Raw genomic sequence first — 15,236 nt, forward strand, 5'->3', positions numbered from 1 at the left:
TCGTAAGCATGTTCTTAGAGTTGCGGCTCGTTACTGATGCCATGCGGCACATGCCCGGTGGGCACGACTTTGTTGGCTTTTTCGCAGTGGCCGGTCTGGTCGTCGAAAAATACGTCGGCGCCGAAGGTTTCCAGAATTGCGGCTTTTTCCAGGCCGCCGAGGAAGAACGACTCATCCAGGCGGATATTCCATTCACGCAGTGTGCGAATCACCCGCTCATGTGCCGGGGCCGAGCGGGCGGTCACCAGCGCCGTGCGAATCGGACATTGCTCTTCGGGAAACTCCTGTTGCAGGCGGTGCAGCGCGGCGAGGAACGGTTTGAATGGGCCGCCGCCGAGCAGCTCACGGGCGGACTGGCGCTCGTGACTCTGGAAGGCTTCCAGACCGGCCTGTTGATAGACGCGCTCGGATTCATCGGAAAACAGCACGGCATCACCGTCGAAGGCGATACGCAGCTCATTGCTTGCCGCCCGCCGAGCGCCGCCGGAGAGAATGGTCGCGGCACCAAAACCGGCCCGCAGCGCGCTGCGCACATCTTCTGCGTGGGTAGAGAGGAATAGATGGCTGCCGAATGCGGCCAGATAAGGGTCTGGGCTGCGCCCGCCAACAAAGGCTGCGCGGGAGATGCCTAGGCCGTAGTGCTGGATCGAGTTAAACGCGCGCAGGCCAGTGTCGGCGCTGTTGCGCGATACCAGAATCACCTCGACTCGCTGTTGCTTGAGGGTGGTGTTCAGCGCCAGAAGTTTTTCTACCAAGGGAAAGGCATCGCCTGGGGGGAGAATCTCGTCTTCATGCTCGATCTGGTATTGGCGATAGGCCTCGACGCCCTGGCTTTCATAAATCTGGTGGCTTTCACGCAGGTCGAACAGCGCCCGCGAGGAGATCGCCAGTACCAGTTTGTCGCCTAATCCCTTGCTCATGGCTGTGTCCTATTGCGCGCGTTGTTCGAGGAAACGCAGAGTTTGGTAGAGCATCTCGGTGCGCGGCATGGCGCAGCCGGCCTGTGCTGCAGCGGCCAACGGCGCGGCGTAGATGGCATGCAGTTCCAGCGGGCGCTGCAGGGTAAAGTCGTGGTACATGCTGGGCAGGTAATCCGGCATGCAATCAGTGGCCGCCAGCAGCTTGCCGGCAAAGCCGGGCGGCAGTTGATGGCCGCAGGCGGTGGCGGCGTCTACCACTTCCTGCATGATCGCCTCGATCAGCGCGCGGCTGTCGGCATTGCCCATCAGCGCCGTGGTGGCGCTATTCAGCAACACGGCCAGGCCGTTGTAGGGCACGTTCCACACCAGCTTCTGCCAGCGCGCCTGGTTCAGTTCCGCCATGGCGCTGGAGCCCAGTCCCGCAGCCTGAAATAGCGCGCTGCCTTGTTCGAGGATTTGCTGGCGGCTTTCGGCATCGCTCGCCGGGCCCGAGTGATAGCCCAGGTTGACGCTGCCCAGGGCCTGGTGCTCAACCACGCCCGGTGCGCTGCGATGGGCGCAGATATAGCAAAGGCCGCCCAGCAGGTGCAGCGAGTCCGGCAGCAATGGGCGCAGCTCGTCTTCCACGGCAAGACCGTTCTGCATCAGCACCACCTTGGCGCCGGGCGCGGCGGCTTGGCTGATCAGCGGGGCCAGTTCGGCGTTGCTGGTGGTTTTGGCGCCGATCAGTAACCAGTCGCAGGGCGGCATATCGGCAACCGACTGGTACGCTTGCACCGGTTGTAGATGCAGGTTGCCGTGCAGGGCGCTATTGACCTGCAGGCCCTGGCTGGCCACAGCGGCAAATTCGCTGCGCAGCAGAAAGTGCACATCAAAGCCGGTGCGGGCCAGCATCAGGCCATAAAAGCCGCCAATCGCGCCCGAGCCGATAATGCCGATACGTGGAGATGGGTTCATCAGGTAATTCCTCTGCGGGGCGCGACAGGGCAGTGTCCAGCGCCTGGGTGAGTTCGACGAGCTGCAGGCGACTCTGCAATGCGCCATAAAATTATGGCCAAGCCATCCATGGCGGCCACCCTACGGGCCGTCGCTGCGCGACGTTAAAAATTGCTCCCGGCAATTTTTTGGCCATCGCGTATTACGAACAACGCGGGTAGATGGAATACCTCATAACGCGTCACTAAACCGCCGTTGTTGGCCGCATCGACCCAAGCCAGCCGCTGTATCGGCAGGGGTAATTTAGGCAACTCACGCCGCGCCCAACGGCAACTGGCACAACCTATGCTGGTAAATATCAGCAGTGAAGTACCGGGCAAGTCGAGCAGATGGCGGTCTGCATCTAAATCGGTCAGTTCCAGTTCAGTCACTATACTGCTCAATGTGGTATCAAATTGATGGCATCCGAGGTAGTCATAGATGCGTCACTTTCTGCGTCATCCCAGTGATATGCCGGTTGAGTTAGTGCTGCGCAAACAGGCATTTGTACCCAAAGAGCGGCTCAACAATATCAGCCTCGGCGGTGTGGCTTGCAACTCCAACCGCGCTTTTCGCCGTGGCACGGCCATTGAACTGCGTATTCCGCTGTTCGGTGAGCACGCGCGTTATCCGGGCCTGGTGGCCTGGTGCCGCAAACAGGAGGGCGAATACCTGGTGGGTATTGCTTTTATTGATGAAGACACGCTGTTTCGCGCGCGCATGGTCGAGCAGGTCTGCCAGATCGAACATTATCGCCACCAGCGCGAGCAGGAAATGGGCTGCAGTCTGCCGGTCGAGGTGGTGGCGCAGGAGTGGATCAGCCAGCACGCCGCCGAGTTTTCCCGCGCCAGCCTGAATTAGGATTGCCCCGCCTGCAGGCCGTTGAAAAAACGTAGGCGAGGCAGGCAAGACAAGGCAAAAACGGCCGAGGAAGCGGAGTTTACTGTTGTAAATGAGCATTCCGAGGCCGTTTTTAACGCAGTATTGCCAACGCAGGTAGTTTTTCGGCGACCTGCCAAGCCCATTGTCGAGCCAGGCCTATACGCGCTAAGGTTCGGCTCCCCGCTGTGCTCATATTGCTGTGCTCCGCCACACGGGGATCGCTGGCGGCCGGCACCCGTGACCTGATGACTCTGACTGATGAATAGCACGATGGCTGATTTACCGATTGATGACCTGAACGTTGCCTCCAACGACACCCTGATAACCCCGGCACAGCTCAAGCGTGAAATCCCGCTGACCGAGACTGCGCTGCATACGGTTGCCAGCGGCCGTGAGGTGATCCGCAATATCCTCGATGGCAAGGACCATCGCCTGTTCGTGGTGGTGGGGCCGTGCTCGATCCACGACATCAAGGCCGCCCACGAATATGCCGAGCGCCTCAAGGCGCTGGCTGCCGAGGTCTCGGACAGTTTGTATCTGGTTATGCGGGTGTATTTCGAGAAGCCGCGTACCACCGTCGGCTGGAAGGGCCTGATCAACGATCCATTTATGGACGACTCGTTCAAGATTCAGGATGGTCTGCATATCGGTCGTCAGTTGCTGCGTGACCTGGCAGAAATGGGCCTGCCTACCGCGACTGAAGCCCTCGATCCGATCTCCCCGCAATACCTGCAGGACCTGATCAGCTGGTCGGCCATCGGCGCGCGTACCACCGAATCGCAAACCCACCGCGAAATGGCTTCCGGTCTGTCCTCGTCCGTGGGCTTCAAGAACGGCACCGATGGCGGCCTGACCGTGGCGATCAACGCCCTACAGTCAGTCTCCAGCCCGCACCGTTTTCTCGGCATCAACCAGGAAGGTGGTGTGTCTATCGTCACCACCAAAGGCAATGCCTACGGCCACGTGGTGCTGCGCGGTGGCAACGGCAAGCCGAACTACGACTCGGTAAGTGTTGCCGTGTGCGAGCAGGAACTGACCAAGGCCGGCATCCGCCCGAACATCATGGTCGATTGCAGCCACGCCAACTCCAACAAGGACCCGGCCCTGCAACCGCTGGTTATGGAGAATGTGGCCAACCAGATTCTGGAAGGTAACCAGTCAATCGTCGGCCTGATGGTGGAAAGCCATTTGGGTTGGGGTGCTCAGTCGATTCCCAAGGATCTCAGCCAGCTCAAGTACGGCGTATCCATCACCGATGCCTGTATCGATTGGGAAAGCACCGAGAAAACCCTGCGCGGTATGCACGCCAAGCTCAAGGACGTGCTGCCTAAGCGTCAGCGCGGCTGATTGCACCGGCTGTAACAAAAACGGGCTTATGCGTTATGCATAAGCCCGTTTTTATGGGGTGCCATCCATGGTCATCGTTCTTCAGTTGGGTAGGTTGGGTTGAGGAGCAACGCGACGAAACCCAACGAGTCATACATCGCCTGTTGGGCTTCGCTGCGCTCAGCGCCAACCTACGCGTCCCGCTTGCCCCAGTTGAGTATCGCCAGGGTCAAGAGGCCGGCAACTATCCCCCAGAACGCCGAACCCACCGAGAACAGGCTCATGCCCGAGGCGGTAACCAGGAAGGTGATCAGCGCCGCTTCACGTTCCTTCGGCTCGCTCATGGCCTGGGTCAGGCCGCCAATGATCGAGGCGAACAGCGCCAGCGCAGCGATGGAGAGGATCAGTGCCTTGGGCAAGGAGGTGAACAGCGCGGCCAGGGTGGCGCCGAAGATGCCGGCGATGCCGTAGAACACCCCGCACCAAATCGCAGCCGTGTAGCGCTTCTTCGGGTCCTCGTGGGCCTCGGGGCCTGCGCAGATCGCCGCGCTGATGGCCGCCATATGGATGCCGTGGCTGCCGAAGGAGGCCAGCAGTATCGACGTCAGGCCCGTCGTAGTTAGCAGCGGGCTGGCCGGCACGTCATAGCCGTTGGCGCGCAGTACGGCCATGCCCGGAAGGTTCTGCGAGGCCATGGCGACAATAAACAGAGGAATGCCGATGCTGATGGCCGCCGACAGGGAGAAGCTCGGTGTGGTCCATTCCGGCACCGCCAGTTGCACTTCGAAGTGCTCAAAGTTCAGCAAGCCGAAGAGCGCAGCCAGCACGCTACCGACAATCAGCGCCGCCAGTACGGCATAGCGCGGCAGTAGGCGTTTGCCAAACAGGTAGGCCAGTAGCATCGCCACCACCAATAAGGGTTGCTGCTCGGCGGCGACGCAGATTTCCAGGCCGATCTTGAACAGCACACCCGCCAGTAATGCTGCTGCGATGGAGCCGGGGATGCGGCGCATCAGGCGGTCGAAGGTGCCGGTCAGGCCGATCAGCACAATCAGCGCCGAGGCGAAAATATAGGCGCCAATGGCCTCGCTGTAGGGCGCGCCGGGCAGGCTGGTGATCAGCAGCGCCGCGCCGGGGGTGGACCAGGCAATCATCACCGGTGCACGGTAGCGTAGCGACAGGCCGATGCAGCAAATCGCCATGCCAATCGACAGCGCCCAGATCCACGAGGAAATCTGCCCGTTGGTCAGGCCGGCGGCCTGGCCGGCCTGGAACATCAACACCAAGGAGCTGGTGTAGCCGGTGAGCATGGCGATAAAGCCGGCAACGACCGCCGAAGTGGAGGTGTCAGCCAAGGGGCGTAAGCGGGCTTGCGGCAGCTCGTGCATCAGAACAGTCCGCTGTCGGCGAGGATGGGATATAGCGAGGCCACCAATAGCAGCGCCATACCGATATTAAACACGCGCAAACGCCGCGTATCCTGCAGCCAGTTGCGCAACAGGCTACCGACGACGGTCCATACACTCATGGTCGGGCAGTTGACCAAGGCAAACAGCGTTGAAATCAGCAGCACATTGGTGACGAAATTGTCCTGCGGCGTATAGGTGGTGATAGCGCCGATCGCCATGATCCAAGCTTTTGGATTGACCCACTGGAAGGCCGCAGCCTGCAGAAAACTGAACGGTTTGCCGCTGGCAGAGGCTTGGCTGCTAGGCGCGCCGGCATTGGCGATCTTCCAGGCCAGGTACAGCAGGTAGGCGGCCCCGGCATAGCGCAGCACGGTATAGAGCAATGGCACCTGTTCGAACAGTTGGCCGAGCCCTAGACCAACCGATAACACCAGCAGCATCAGTCCCAGGCTAATGCCCAGCATATGCGGCAAGGTCCGGCGCAGACCAAAGTTTGCTCCAGAGGCGAGCAGCATAGTGTTGTTCGGTCCCGGCGTTACCGAGGTGACAAAGGCAAAGGCGATAAAGGCGAGCAGCAGTTCGGTAGTCATGGCGCAGCACTCAGGGGGCAGTGCTGATCAGCCTAGGGGCAGATGGGCAGGGCGTCGCGGTACAGCGGGGCGGGCAATGGGCAGTACAGTTTTAAAGTGTTTTTTAAAAATAACGGTACAGTTTCTCTGCGGTAGCAGTACAGTCGGGATACCTGCCATGCCAAGAACCTGTAGGAGCCAGCTTGCTGGCGATTCGTTCCCGCAAAAGCATCGCCAGCAAGCTGGCTCCTACAGATAAATAATCGGCGAGCTTCATCGCCCAGCCAGTGCCTGGTTGACCTTGAGCCAGCCCTGCACCGCGTCATCACTTACTTCGCCGAACGCCCGCTGCAGCAATTTGGCCTGTTCGCGGCGCAGCGCCTGTTCCAGCTTGGCCCCTTCGGCGGTAAAGCCGAGCAGGCGTTTGCGTTTGTCGTCTTCGGCGGTAAGGCTTTGCACCAAATCCATTTCCAGCAGCTGACGCAGTGGAGTGTTCAGCGCCTGCTTGCTCACACCCAGGTAGCCGAGCAGCTCTTTCATACTCAGGCCGGGGTACTTGGCGATAAAGAACAGAATGCGGTGGTGCACCCGCGACAAGCCCCGGCGCGCGAGCATTTCATCGGCTTTGGCGGTAAACGCCTGGTAGCCAAAGAAGAAGGCTTCCATGGCGGTTTGCTGAGTAGCGGTGCTCTTGAAATCAAGCATTAAGGTCAAGCCTATTGACGTATATATGATGGCCGTCGTAGTTTCAGGCAAACAGAGTTTCGGTCAAACAGTTTGACCTATTTTTATTTGCCTTCGCTACCGGTGTATCCATGGCCTTCTCCGAACGTGTTGCCCGCCTGAAAAGCTCCCTGATCCGTGAAATCCTGGCTGCCGCGCAGCGCCCGGAAGTGATGTCGTTTGCCGGTGGCTTGCCCGCCGAACCGATGCTGCCCAAGGTCGAGTGGGCCGATATGCCCGCCAGCATGGGCCAGTACGGCACCAGCGAAGGCGAGCCGGCGCTGCGTGAAGCCATCGCCGAAGAGGCGCGTGCCCTGGGTGTACCTTGCGACGCCAGTCAGGTGTTGATCGTCAGCGGCTCGCAGCAAACGCTGGACTTGGCCAGCAAGCTGTTTATCGATCCGGGCACCGAAGTGCTGCTCGAAGCGCCGACCTACCTGGCCGCGTTGCAGGCCTTTCAGCTGTTCGGCGCCGATTGCATCGCCGTGCCGCAGGAAGACGATGGCCCGCAGCTCGATGCGTTGCGCGAGCGCCTGCAGAACCACAAACCTGCCTTCGCCTACCTGATCCCAACTTTCCAGAACCCCTCGGCGGTGCGCTACAGCGAAGCCAAGCGCGATTCCGTGGCGGCGCTGCTCGACGAGTTCGGCGTAACCCTGATCGAGGACGAACCCTACCGCGAGCTGGTGTTCGATGAGGGCAGCGCCACGCCGATTGTCAGCCGCCTGCAGAGGGCCAGCTGGATCTACACCGGCACTGTGTCGAAAACCCTGTTGCCGGGGCTGCGCGTCGGCTACCTGATTGCCACACCGGATTTGTACCCCTACTTGCTGCGCCTCAAGCAGTCAGCTGACCTGCACACCAACCGCATTGGCCAGTGGCAGGCGCTGCAATGGCTGGGTACACGCCATTACCGCGAGCACCTGGCGGAGTTGCGTGATTTCTACCGGGTGCGCCGCGACGCCATGCAGGCGGTGCTGGAAGAGCACTTCAGCGACCTGGCCGACTGGCAGATTCCTCAGGGCGGACTGTTCTTCTGGCTGACGTTGAAGCAGCCGTTGGACACCCGCACGTTGCTGGCGCCAGCGTTGGCGCAGAACGTGGCGTTTATGCCCGGCGAGCCGTTTTTTATCGATCCGGACGCCAACCCTGGCCATTTGCGGCTTAACTTCAGCCACGTTGCGCCGGAGCGTTTGAGCGAAGGCCTTAAGCGTTTGGCCGAAGTGATCCGCCAGGCCCAGGGGCTTTAGATAATTGATAAGACTGTAGGAGCCAGCTTGCTGGCGATCAGCTGTTAGCAAAAGCATCGCCAGCAAGCTGGTTCCTACACAGAGCAGATTGGCAGGAAAGATAGGAGGCACCATGTTCAAGGTTTATGGCGATTACCGCTCGGGCAACTGTTACAAGGTCAAGCTGATGCTGCATCTGCTGGGGCTGCCCTATGAGTGGGTAGCGATGGACATCCTCAAGGGCGAAACCCAGAGCGAAGCCTTCCTGGCCAAGAACCCCAACGGCAAGATCCCGGTGCTGGAACTGGAAGACGGCACCTGCCTGTGGGAGTCCAATGCCATCCTCAACTTCCTCGCCGATGGCAGCGCGTTTCTGCCGAGTGAGCCGCGCCTGCGCACCCAGGTGCTGCAGTGGCAATTCTTCGAGCAGTACAGCCACGAGCCCTATGTCGCGGTGGCGCGCTTTATCCAGCTGTACCAGGGCCTGCCTGAAGCGCGCCGCGCCGAGTATGAGGAGTGCCATGTGCGGGGGCACAAGGCGCTCAAGGTGATGGAGAAGCAGCTGCAGCGTACGCCGTATCTGGTCGGGGACAACTACTCGATTGCCGATATCGCCCTGTACGCTTACACCCATGTGGCGGACGAAGGTGGCTTCGACCTAGCCCCGTACCCGGCCATTCGCACCTGGCTGGACCGCGTCGCCAGCCACCCACGCTATGTCGGGATGCTCGACTGATAGCTCGTCAGGTGAGATGGGTGGTGAGAAGCGTGCGCGCGCTCACCGCCCAGTTGCCAGCTCAAGGTAAAAAGCACTTATCATTCAACGATCTATCTACATGACTGGGTCGCGGATGCAATCTGCTGTTCAGCGCTATAAGCGGCTGTTGTCCGCTGCACTTGCGCGCTATTTCCCTCATACCACAGCCTATTTGCGCGCCGAGCGTGAAGCAGCGGCGCAGTTAAAAGCGCCCGCGTCACGGGCCAAAAAACCAGCTGCCAAGGCCAAACAGGGCAGCGTGCAAGCGCCGGGCAAACCACGCCGCGCCGCCAGTAAATCCCGCACTCAGGGCATTTACGGGCCGGCCCTACTGGCGGTTGAGGCTACGCACAGTCAGGCCATGCGCGAGCAGGTGGAGCGGGCGGTCACGGTCGGTTTGCTTAGCGCGCCATCGGATGAGCAGTGGGCGATGATCCTCAGCAATCATCCGTTGACGCGCATCTTTGCCGGGGCCGGTTCTGGTAAGTCCACCACCCTGGTGCTGCGGGTGGTGTTTATGCTCTGTCACCTGGGCATCAAGCCCGAGCAGCTGACGGTAATTTCCTTTACCAATGCCTCCTGCGCCGAACTGCGTGAACAGCTGTGCAAGGTGCTGGGATTTTTCGATTACCCCTTCGATGCCGCCCAAGCGCGCCAGTGCGTGCGTACCTTTCACTCGGCCATGGGCAGCGTGGCCAACAACCTGCTGGGCAACCCGCGCTGGTTCGAGCAACTGGATGACCCACAAGCGGCGAGCCGCGAACTGGATAACCCGCTAAGCGCCGGACGGCTGCGCCCGGCTCAGCAGCGCCTGCTTAAACAGGCCTATCAGCAGTGCTACGCCGAACAGCCGGCGTTTCGGCAAAAGGTCCACAGCTTGCTGCAGTTGCCCATCCCGCCGGCCGAGAGCAAGCGCCTGCCCAAGGCACCGTTGGATGTCTACAAGCTGCCGGGCGAATTCAGCCCTGCGCCGCTGTATGAGGCGTTTTACGCCCAGGCTGGGTTTGCCGAAAGTATCGGTATCGACGTATCGGCCATACAGCCCCAGGCCCTCAGCGGGCCGGTAAATGTGCGTGAGTTCGCTGAGGCTTTGCTGCTGTTCTGGCCGTACTTCGAGCGCTGCCTGCAGGAGCAGGGCGTGCTGACCTTTAATGCCGCCTTTGCCCAACTGACGGCGCGGTTGAATGCCGGCGAGCAGAGCGTTGCGCCACAGCTGCTGGCACCGTTCAGCCATCTGTTGATCGACGAATTTCAGGACATCTCGCCGCAGATCGTCCAGTGGCTGCAGGCCGTGCATCGCACGCTAGCCGGGCAGGGTGCAGCGGTCAGCCTGATGGCGATTGGCGATGACTGGCAGTCAATCTACGGTTGGCGCGGCAGCTCGCCGGAGCTGTTTATCGATTTCGACCGACATTTTCCGGGCAAGGGACGGGCAAAGCACAGCGCCGTGCTGACCCTGGCCAACAACTACCGCTCAATCGAGCCGATCATCCGCGACGCGGAAGCGCTGCTCGGCGGCGTGCAGCATAAGCAGGCAAAAACCAGCCAGGCGATCAAGGCCACCCAGCCTGGCGATCACGGCGTGCGCCTGATTCAGCGTTTCGATAGCAAGGCGCGCCTGCCGGAACTGCTCAAGCAGATCAGCGAACAATGCGCCTATGCCGCCGCACGCAACAGCCGCGAGCGCAACGCGGTACTGCTGCTCAGCCGGCGCAACGAACCGCTGCAGGCCATCACCGCGCAGCTGGACAAGAAACTGCCGGTCAAGGCCTACACCATCCACCGCGCCAAGGGTTTGCAGGCCGAGGTGGCGATTATCCTCGACGACTGCATGCCGCCCGAGCCGCACCCGCTGCGTAATGCGCTGTATGCCTACTCGGGTTTCTTCAACAACAGCTACGACCAGGCCATGCAGGATGAAAGCCTGCGCCTGGCCTACGTGGCCGTCACCCGTGGCGTCAGCCGGGTGTTCTGGTATTGCCAGAAAACCCAGGGCGCGACGCGCATCCTGGCGGGGCGGGGGCGCTAGGCGATCCGGGGGGCTACGGAGCCAATACAGGTAATGGAGCAGCAGGCTTGGGTTGGTGCGACAGTTGGCCCCAGCGCATAGTCGACCGGTTGGTGATAGAACACGGAACCTCTACTGGCTGGAAATAGGTATGAATTTCACTGAATACGGACATTCTGCGGGTAAGCCGGTCGTGTATTTCCACGGCGTACCCGGTTCGCCCATTGAAGCTTCACTGTTCGATGGCCCCGCGCAGGAGCAGGGTTTGCGCGTGCTCTGTTTTGATCGGTTTTCTATCGATCAATCCTTTATTGGTGCGGCTTACTACCAACGTATAGCGCGCGCAATAAATGAGGCGGTCCAGGGTACTCCGGTCGACTTTATCGGTTTTTCCATGGGCAGCCACGTGGCACTGGAGACCAGCCGCTACTTGCCGAGGCAGGTAAAAAGCCTGCACTTGGTTTCAGCGGTAGCGGCCCTTGATCAGGGCGACTTTCTGGATGGGATGGCCGGCAAGGCGGTCTTTTCCCTCGCCAAACACCACCCGATGCTGTTCCAGTTGCTTGCGCGGTGGCAGGCATTACTGGCAGCGCGAGCGCCTGGCGTGCTGTTTCGTATGCTGTTCGCCAGTGCCGTGGGGCAGGACAAAATTCTCGTCAGCCGGCCTGAGTTCCAGATGTTTATCACCTCTGTGCTGCAGGCGTGCTTCGCTCGGGGCGTCAGGGGGTATGTGAGGGACATCGATCAGTTTCTGGCCCCCTGGTCGGAGGATATCTTTGACTGCGAGGCGCGCGTTCATCTGTGGCACGGCACTGACGACAACTGGTCGCCAATAGGAATGTCCGACTATCTGGCCAAATCTTTTCCGCAGCCATCGGGTATCGAGCGAGCGGAAGGACTTTCCCATTACTCATGCCTCTACGATGCCGTACCGAAGATATGCCTGCGACTGTCAAACGACTGAAGCTCGAATGTGCGTTTGAACCGAAAGCGGACGCCCGCAAGCGTCCGTTGATGGCCAGCAGCGCCTAGATAAATGCCTGCCGAGCGACGCCGCGCGGAGTGCGGTTTTTACCCGGCAGTTGCTCCAGGCGTTGCTGCCATGCGGCGCGAGGGCTCAGGGTCGGCTTCGCCATTTCAGCTGTTGCCAGGGCCGCCTTGGCGGCTTTTGCCGCGGCTCTCAGCTCAGCCAGGGTGGGTGTCTTGCGCACAGGCTCAGTTGCGCCCTTTTCAAGGGTGCGCAGGCAGAGCTTGCAGGAAACCTGAGTAGCGTCCTGGGTACGGCTCAGGTTCGAGCCTGTGCGCCCGCATGCAATATTCTCCTGGGATGCGCAATAGTGAATGGCCAACGTGTTGTCTCCTGCATTTTCGGGCGCGGGATTTTACACGGCGTCGCTGAGGCTGCAAGCACAGGCTCCGTGCGGGCAGGCCTGCAGCGTCAGTGTTCGCACCTCGCCTATGGCTGCAAAGCTTGACGGACCTGCGAGAGCAGGGCTTGGTCCGCGACGGGTTTGAGCAATGTGCTGCTGGCGATGACCTGGCCCTGTGCATTGAGCAAGGTAACCCTGGTGTTGTGGCTGATTTCGCCATTGTCCAGCGCCCGGTACTTGATCTTCAGCGTTGCAGCCAAGGCTCGGGTTTGCTTCTCATCGGCCGCCACCGCCAGGCGGAAGAAGCGCTCGTCGAGCTGGTGCATTTGGCTCATGTGCGCCAGCGAGGCCGGCGTATCATTCTGCGGGTTGAGACTGACCATCAACACCTTGAGCGCACCCTCTTCAGGGTTGAGTTCGGCGATGGTGCGCTGCAGGCTCTGCATCAGCACCGGGCAGGCCGATGCACAGTCGCCATAGAACATGGTGACCAGCAGGGGCTTGCCGGCCATCTCGCGCCAATCAAAATGCGTGCCCTGTGCATCGGTGAGTGGCATCGGCAAGCCGTAGAGGGAGTCGTCGGGTACGCTGGCGAGCACGGCATTGGCAGGTGCTGCCTGTGCCTCCGGCAACACTCCGGGAGTTACCAGCAGGACAGCGGACAACAGGGCAGCGTGTAGCGCCCGACTCAGATATTTGATTCTATTCATTTGGGACTCCTAATAACTGTGGGGCTGGGTCGCGCGCGCAGCGAAAACCCAGATAGTTGCCGCCCTGATTGGCTTCCATGGCGGCCAGCAGGGCAAGGCGGATCAATACCGCGTAGTTGTTCTTGTCGCCTAGCGACAGGGCAGCGCCACCGCAGAACGCCAACTGCTTCTGCTCGCCCTGAGTCCGGCTGTCGCTGCTGACAAACAGACCATTGAAGTCTTCCACCCACTCCCAGGTCAGCCCGTGCAGATCATGGATGCCGTAGTAATTGGCCGGCTGCAGGCCTATGGCCTGGGGCGGCTGACTGGCCGGGCGCGAATACCAGGCGAGAATTCGCGCCAGCCAAAGCGAATCCTCCCGCGCATCGGCGCGCAGCTCGTCGGCCGCAGCGGCAAACTCCCATTCGTACCAGGTGGGCAAACGTGCCTGCTCACTGGCGCAGAAGGCCTGGGCAGCATGCCAGCTGACCTGGGTTACCGGAGCGCGGCCTTGCAACGGCGCAAACGACAGCGGCCCGGCCCACAACGTCAGATAGTCCGCACCGGCCAGCACCGCTGGTACTGCACCACGCCGCCAGTGCGGATACGCTTGGAGAAACCCCAGGTACTCGGCATTGCTCACCGGCCTGCTGCGCAGCCAGAATGGCTGGATGCTGGCCGGCGAGCTTTCACCATCCGCCGGCAATACGCTGCGGAACTCACCGCCTTGCAGTAGCCGGTAGTCAGCGGCCCAGGTACTGCTGGCGAGGCCCGCGCAGCAAAGCAGCACTGCACGGACCCTCCAGGTGCACCTCAATTTCGGCTTCACAACTTCTTGATCTGACGCATCTCACTGACCTGTTTCGGGGTCAGCACCGGTTTGCCCTGGTTCATTGCCACGTTGATGTAATTGATCACTGCAGCCACGTCGTTATCATTCAGGTCCTGCGGCGGCATCACACCGTTGTAGTGTTCGCCGTTGACCACCAACTTGCCGCTGCGACCATGCAGGACGATATAGGCCATCTCATATGGCCGCTCCTGGAAGAAGTCGGAGTTGGCCACCGGCGGGAATACCCCAGCCACCCCTGTGCCATCGGGCAAGTGACAGGCCGCGCAAACCCGCTCGTAAACTGCCTTGCCCCGCGCCATGGCGACATCGCCATTGGGTACCGGTGGCGCCTCGACCTTGGCCGCAGCCACAGCGCCTTTTACCGCAGGCAAAGGCTTCTTCACACCCTGGCCGAAAATATCCGGTTGTTCAGCCCCGCTGACCGCCAGCAGGCCTACCGCTCCCTTGTTAAAGGCGCGGGTCAACGAGTGGTCGACCAGTGTCAGGTTGCCCGGCACCTTCGGCACGAACTCGACAATGGTCGAGCCGCCGGGTGGTACCAGGGTGGTCTGCACATTCTCCTGATAATGACTGCCGCCATCGCCTTGCACGCGGTCGAAAATCGCGCCTATCACATGGAAACTGGACGTCAGGTTGGGGCCGCCGACGCCGAAGTACATCCGTACTTTTTCGCCTACGTTGGCGGTCAGCGAGTTCTTACCGGTCAAGGCACCATCGGCACCATTGAGCAACACATAGGTAGGTTTTTCATCGACCGCTTTCTGCATATCGAAGTTCTGCAGGCCTTCGGCGCGGTAGGCACCCGTGGTATAGAAATCGCCCTGCATCACGTAGTACTCACGGTCAACCTTGGACATGCCCTCTTTGGGTTCGACCAGGATCATGCCGTACATGCCATTGGCCACATGCATGCCCACTGGCGCGGTTGCGCAGTGATAGACATACAGCCCGGAGGCCAATGCCTTGAAGGTGAAGACTGCTTCGTTGCCCGGAGCGATCAGGGTTTGCTCGGCACCGCCACCCGGGCCGCTGACGGCATGCAGGTCGATATTGTGCGGTAGCTTGTTGCTGGCCAGATTCTGCAGGTGCAGTTCAACGGTATCGCCTTCACGTACACGAATCATCTTGCCTGGCACGGTGCCGCCAAACGTCCAGAACATGTAACGCGTACCGGGTGCTATTTCCCGCTCGACCTCTTCCACGGTCAGATTGACCACCACCCGCGCCGGGCTCTTGCGGGTAATGGGGGCTGGCAGCGCCGGGGGGGCGACCAGCTCCTGAACGATCACTGGCAGTTCCGCTGCGGCCGCAGCGATTGCCACTGTCGAGGTTAGTGCCCAGGTGCAGGAAATCGCTGCGCAGACCATTGTGGCAAGTTTGTAATTGAACGCTCTCATGTCCTGTCCTCATCCTTACCGGCAGAAATATTGATAAATCCAAGGCTAATAGTTGCATGGCTAACGAATTATTAATTGACCATAATCAATATCCTGGAAATCGTCTGAAATGCTGATTCCAGAGAGGCG

15 protein-coding genes and 1 pseudogene are annotated in these 15,236 nt (G+C 60.5%); 6 read left to right on the forward strand and 10 right to left on the reverse strand.

Annotated elements, in window-relative coordinates:
* Window positions 1-14: 14 nt before the first annotated feature.
* The 3 genes and pseudogenes from AC0T4W_RS08150 to AC0T4W_RS08160 all read right to left on the reverse strand — a co-directional run.
* Complete coding sequence (locus AC0T4W_RS08150; RefSeq protein ID WP_476318381.1) at window positions 15-920, reverse strand: 5'-nucleotidase; 906 nt, start codon at window positions 918-920, stop codon at window positions 15-17.
* Window positions 921-929: 9 nt separating this feature from the next.
* A complete protein-coding gene (locus AC0T4W_RS08155) occupies window positions 930-1,877 on the reverse strand; it encodes a putative 2-dehydropantoate 2-reductase (RefSeq protein WP_476318383.1) in 948 nt (315 codons plus the stop codon).
* A 1-nt stretch (window position 1,878) separates the two neighbouring features.
* Window positions 1,879-2,338, reverse strand: a pseudogene (locus AC0T4W_RS08160) (YbbN family protein); the annotation flags it as partial.
* Here AC0T4W_RS08160 and AC0T4W_RS08165 point away from each other — a divergent pair.
* Together AC0T4W_RS08165 and AC0T4W_RS08170 are read left to right on the forward strand one after the other, a co-directional pair.
* The gene (locus AC0T4W_RS08165; RefSeq protein WP_476318385.1) at window positions 2,337-2,756 is read left to right on the forward strand and encodes a PilZ domain-containing protein; all 420 of its coding nucleotides are present in this window, start codon (window positions 2,337-2,339) and stop codon (window positions 2,754-2,756) included. The pseudogene AC0T4W_RS08160 and the gene AC0T4W_RS08165 sit on opposite strands and share 2 nt — an antisense overlap.
* 291 nt (window positions 2,757-3,047) lie before the next feature.
* Window positions 3,048-4,124 (forward strand): 3-deoxy-7-phosphoheptulonate synthase, encoded by a 1,077-nt coding sequence (locus tag AC0T4W_RS08170; protein WP_476318387.1) that lies wholly within the window; start codon window positions 3,048-3,050, stop codon window positions 4,122-4,124.
* 170 nt (window positions 4,125-4,294) lie between these two features.
* On the opposite strand, the gene AC0T4W_RS08175 is transcribed toward AC0T4W_RS08170, so the two are convergent.
* From AC0T4W_RS08175 to AC0T4W_RS08185, 3 genes are all read right to left on the reverse strand, one after another.
* Window positions 4,295-5,491 (reverse strand): benzoate/H(+) symporter BenE family transporter, encoded by a 1,197-nt coding sequence (locus AC0T4W_RS08175; protein WP_476318389.1) that lies wholly within the window; start codon window positions 5,489-5,491, stop codon window positions 4,295-4,297.
* Window positions 5,491-6,102 (reverse strand): LysE family translocator, encoded by a 612-nt coding sequence (locus tag AC0T4W_RS08180; protein ID WP_476318391.1) that lies wholly within the window; start codon window positions 6,100-6,102, stop codon window positions 5,491-5,493. Before AC0T4W_RS08180 ends, AC0T4W_RS08175 begins: the two co-directional genes overlap by 1 nt.
* A gap of 252 nt (window positions 6,103-6,354) precedes the next feature.
* On the reverse strand, window positions 6,355-6,786 hold the full coding sequence (locus AC0T4W_RS08185) for a MarR family winged helix-turn-helix transcriptional regulator (protein WP_476318393.1): 432 nt from the start codon (window positions 6,784-6,786) through the stop codon (window positions 6,355-6,357).
* A gap of 110 nt (window positions 6,787-6,896) precedes the next feature.
* Between AC0T4W_RS08185 and AC0T4W_RS08190 the strand changes: the two genes are divergently transcribed.
* The 4 genes from AC0T4W_RS08190 (at window position 6,897) to AC0T4W_RS08205 (ending at window position 11,762) form a co-directional block, all read left to right on the forward strand.
* The gene (locus AC0T4W_RS08190; RefSeq protein ID WP_476318395.1) at window positions 6,897-8,054 is read left to right on the forward strand and encodes an aminotransferase-like domain-containing protein; all 1,158 of its coding nucleotides are present in this window, start codon (window positions 6,897-6,899) and stop codon (window positions 8,052-8,054) included.
* A 112-nt stretch (window positions 8,055-8,166) separates the two neighbouring features.
* Complete coding sequence (locus AC0T4W_RS08195; protein WP_476318397.1) at window positions 8,167-8,769, forward strand: glutathione S-transferase family protein; 603 nt, start codon at window positions 8,167-8,169, stop codon at window positions 8,767-8,769.
* Window positions 8,770-8,884: 115 nt separating this feature from the next.
* Complete coding sequence (locus tag AC0T4W_RS08200) at window positions 8,885-10,819, forward strand: UvrD-helicase domain-containing protein (RefSeq protein WP_476318399.1); 1,935 nt, start codon at window positions 8,885-8,887, stop codon at window positions 10,817-10,819.
* Window positions 10,820-10,949: 130 nt separating this feature from the next.
* The gene (locus AC0T4W_RS08205; RefSeq protein ID WP_476318401.1) at window positions 10,950-11,762 is read left to right on the forward strand and encodes an alpha/beta hydrolase; all 813 of its coding nucleotides are present in this window, start codon (window positions 10,950-10,952) and stop codon (window positions 11,760-11,762) included.
* 64 nt (window positions 11,763-11,826) lie between these two features.
* Here AC0T4W_RS08205 and AC0T4W_RS08210 read toward each other — a convergent pair whose 3' ends face one another.
* From AC0T4W_RS08210 to nirK, 4 genes are all read right to left on the reverse strand, one after another.
* The gene (locus tag AC0T4W_RS08210; protein ID WP_476318403.1) at window positions 11,827-12,147 is read right to left on the reverse strand and encodes a hypothetical protein; all 321 of its coding nucleotides are present in this window, start codon (window positions 12,145-12,147) and stop codon (window positions 11,827-11,829) included.
* Between the two features lie 107 nt (window positions 12,148-12,254).
* A complete protein-coding gene (locus AC0T4W_RS08215) occupies window positions 12,255-12,878 on the reverse strand; it encodes an SCO family protein (RefSeq protein WP_476318405.1) in 624 nt (207 codons plus the stop codon).
* Window positions 12,871-13,647: a formylglycine-generating enzyme family protein gene (locus AC0T4W_RS08220; protein WP_476318407.1), complete on the reverse strand. Its 777-nt coding sequence runs from the start codon at window positions 13,645-13,647 to the stop codon at window positions 12,871-12,873. Before AC0T4W_RS08220 ends, AC0T4W_RS08215 begins: the two co-directional genes overlap by 8 nt.
* A gap of 35 nt (window positions 13,648-13,682) precedes the next feature.
* Window positions 13,683-15,107, reverse strand: coding sequence for a copper-containing nitrite reductase (gene nirK, locus AC0T4W_RS08225; protein ID WP_476318409.1), 1,425 nt, complete (start codon window positions 15,105-15,107; stop codon window positions 13,683-13,685).
* Window positions 15,108-15,236 lie beyond the last annotated feature (129 nt).

The organism is Pseudomonas sp. C7.1 (assembly GCF_056312395.1).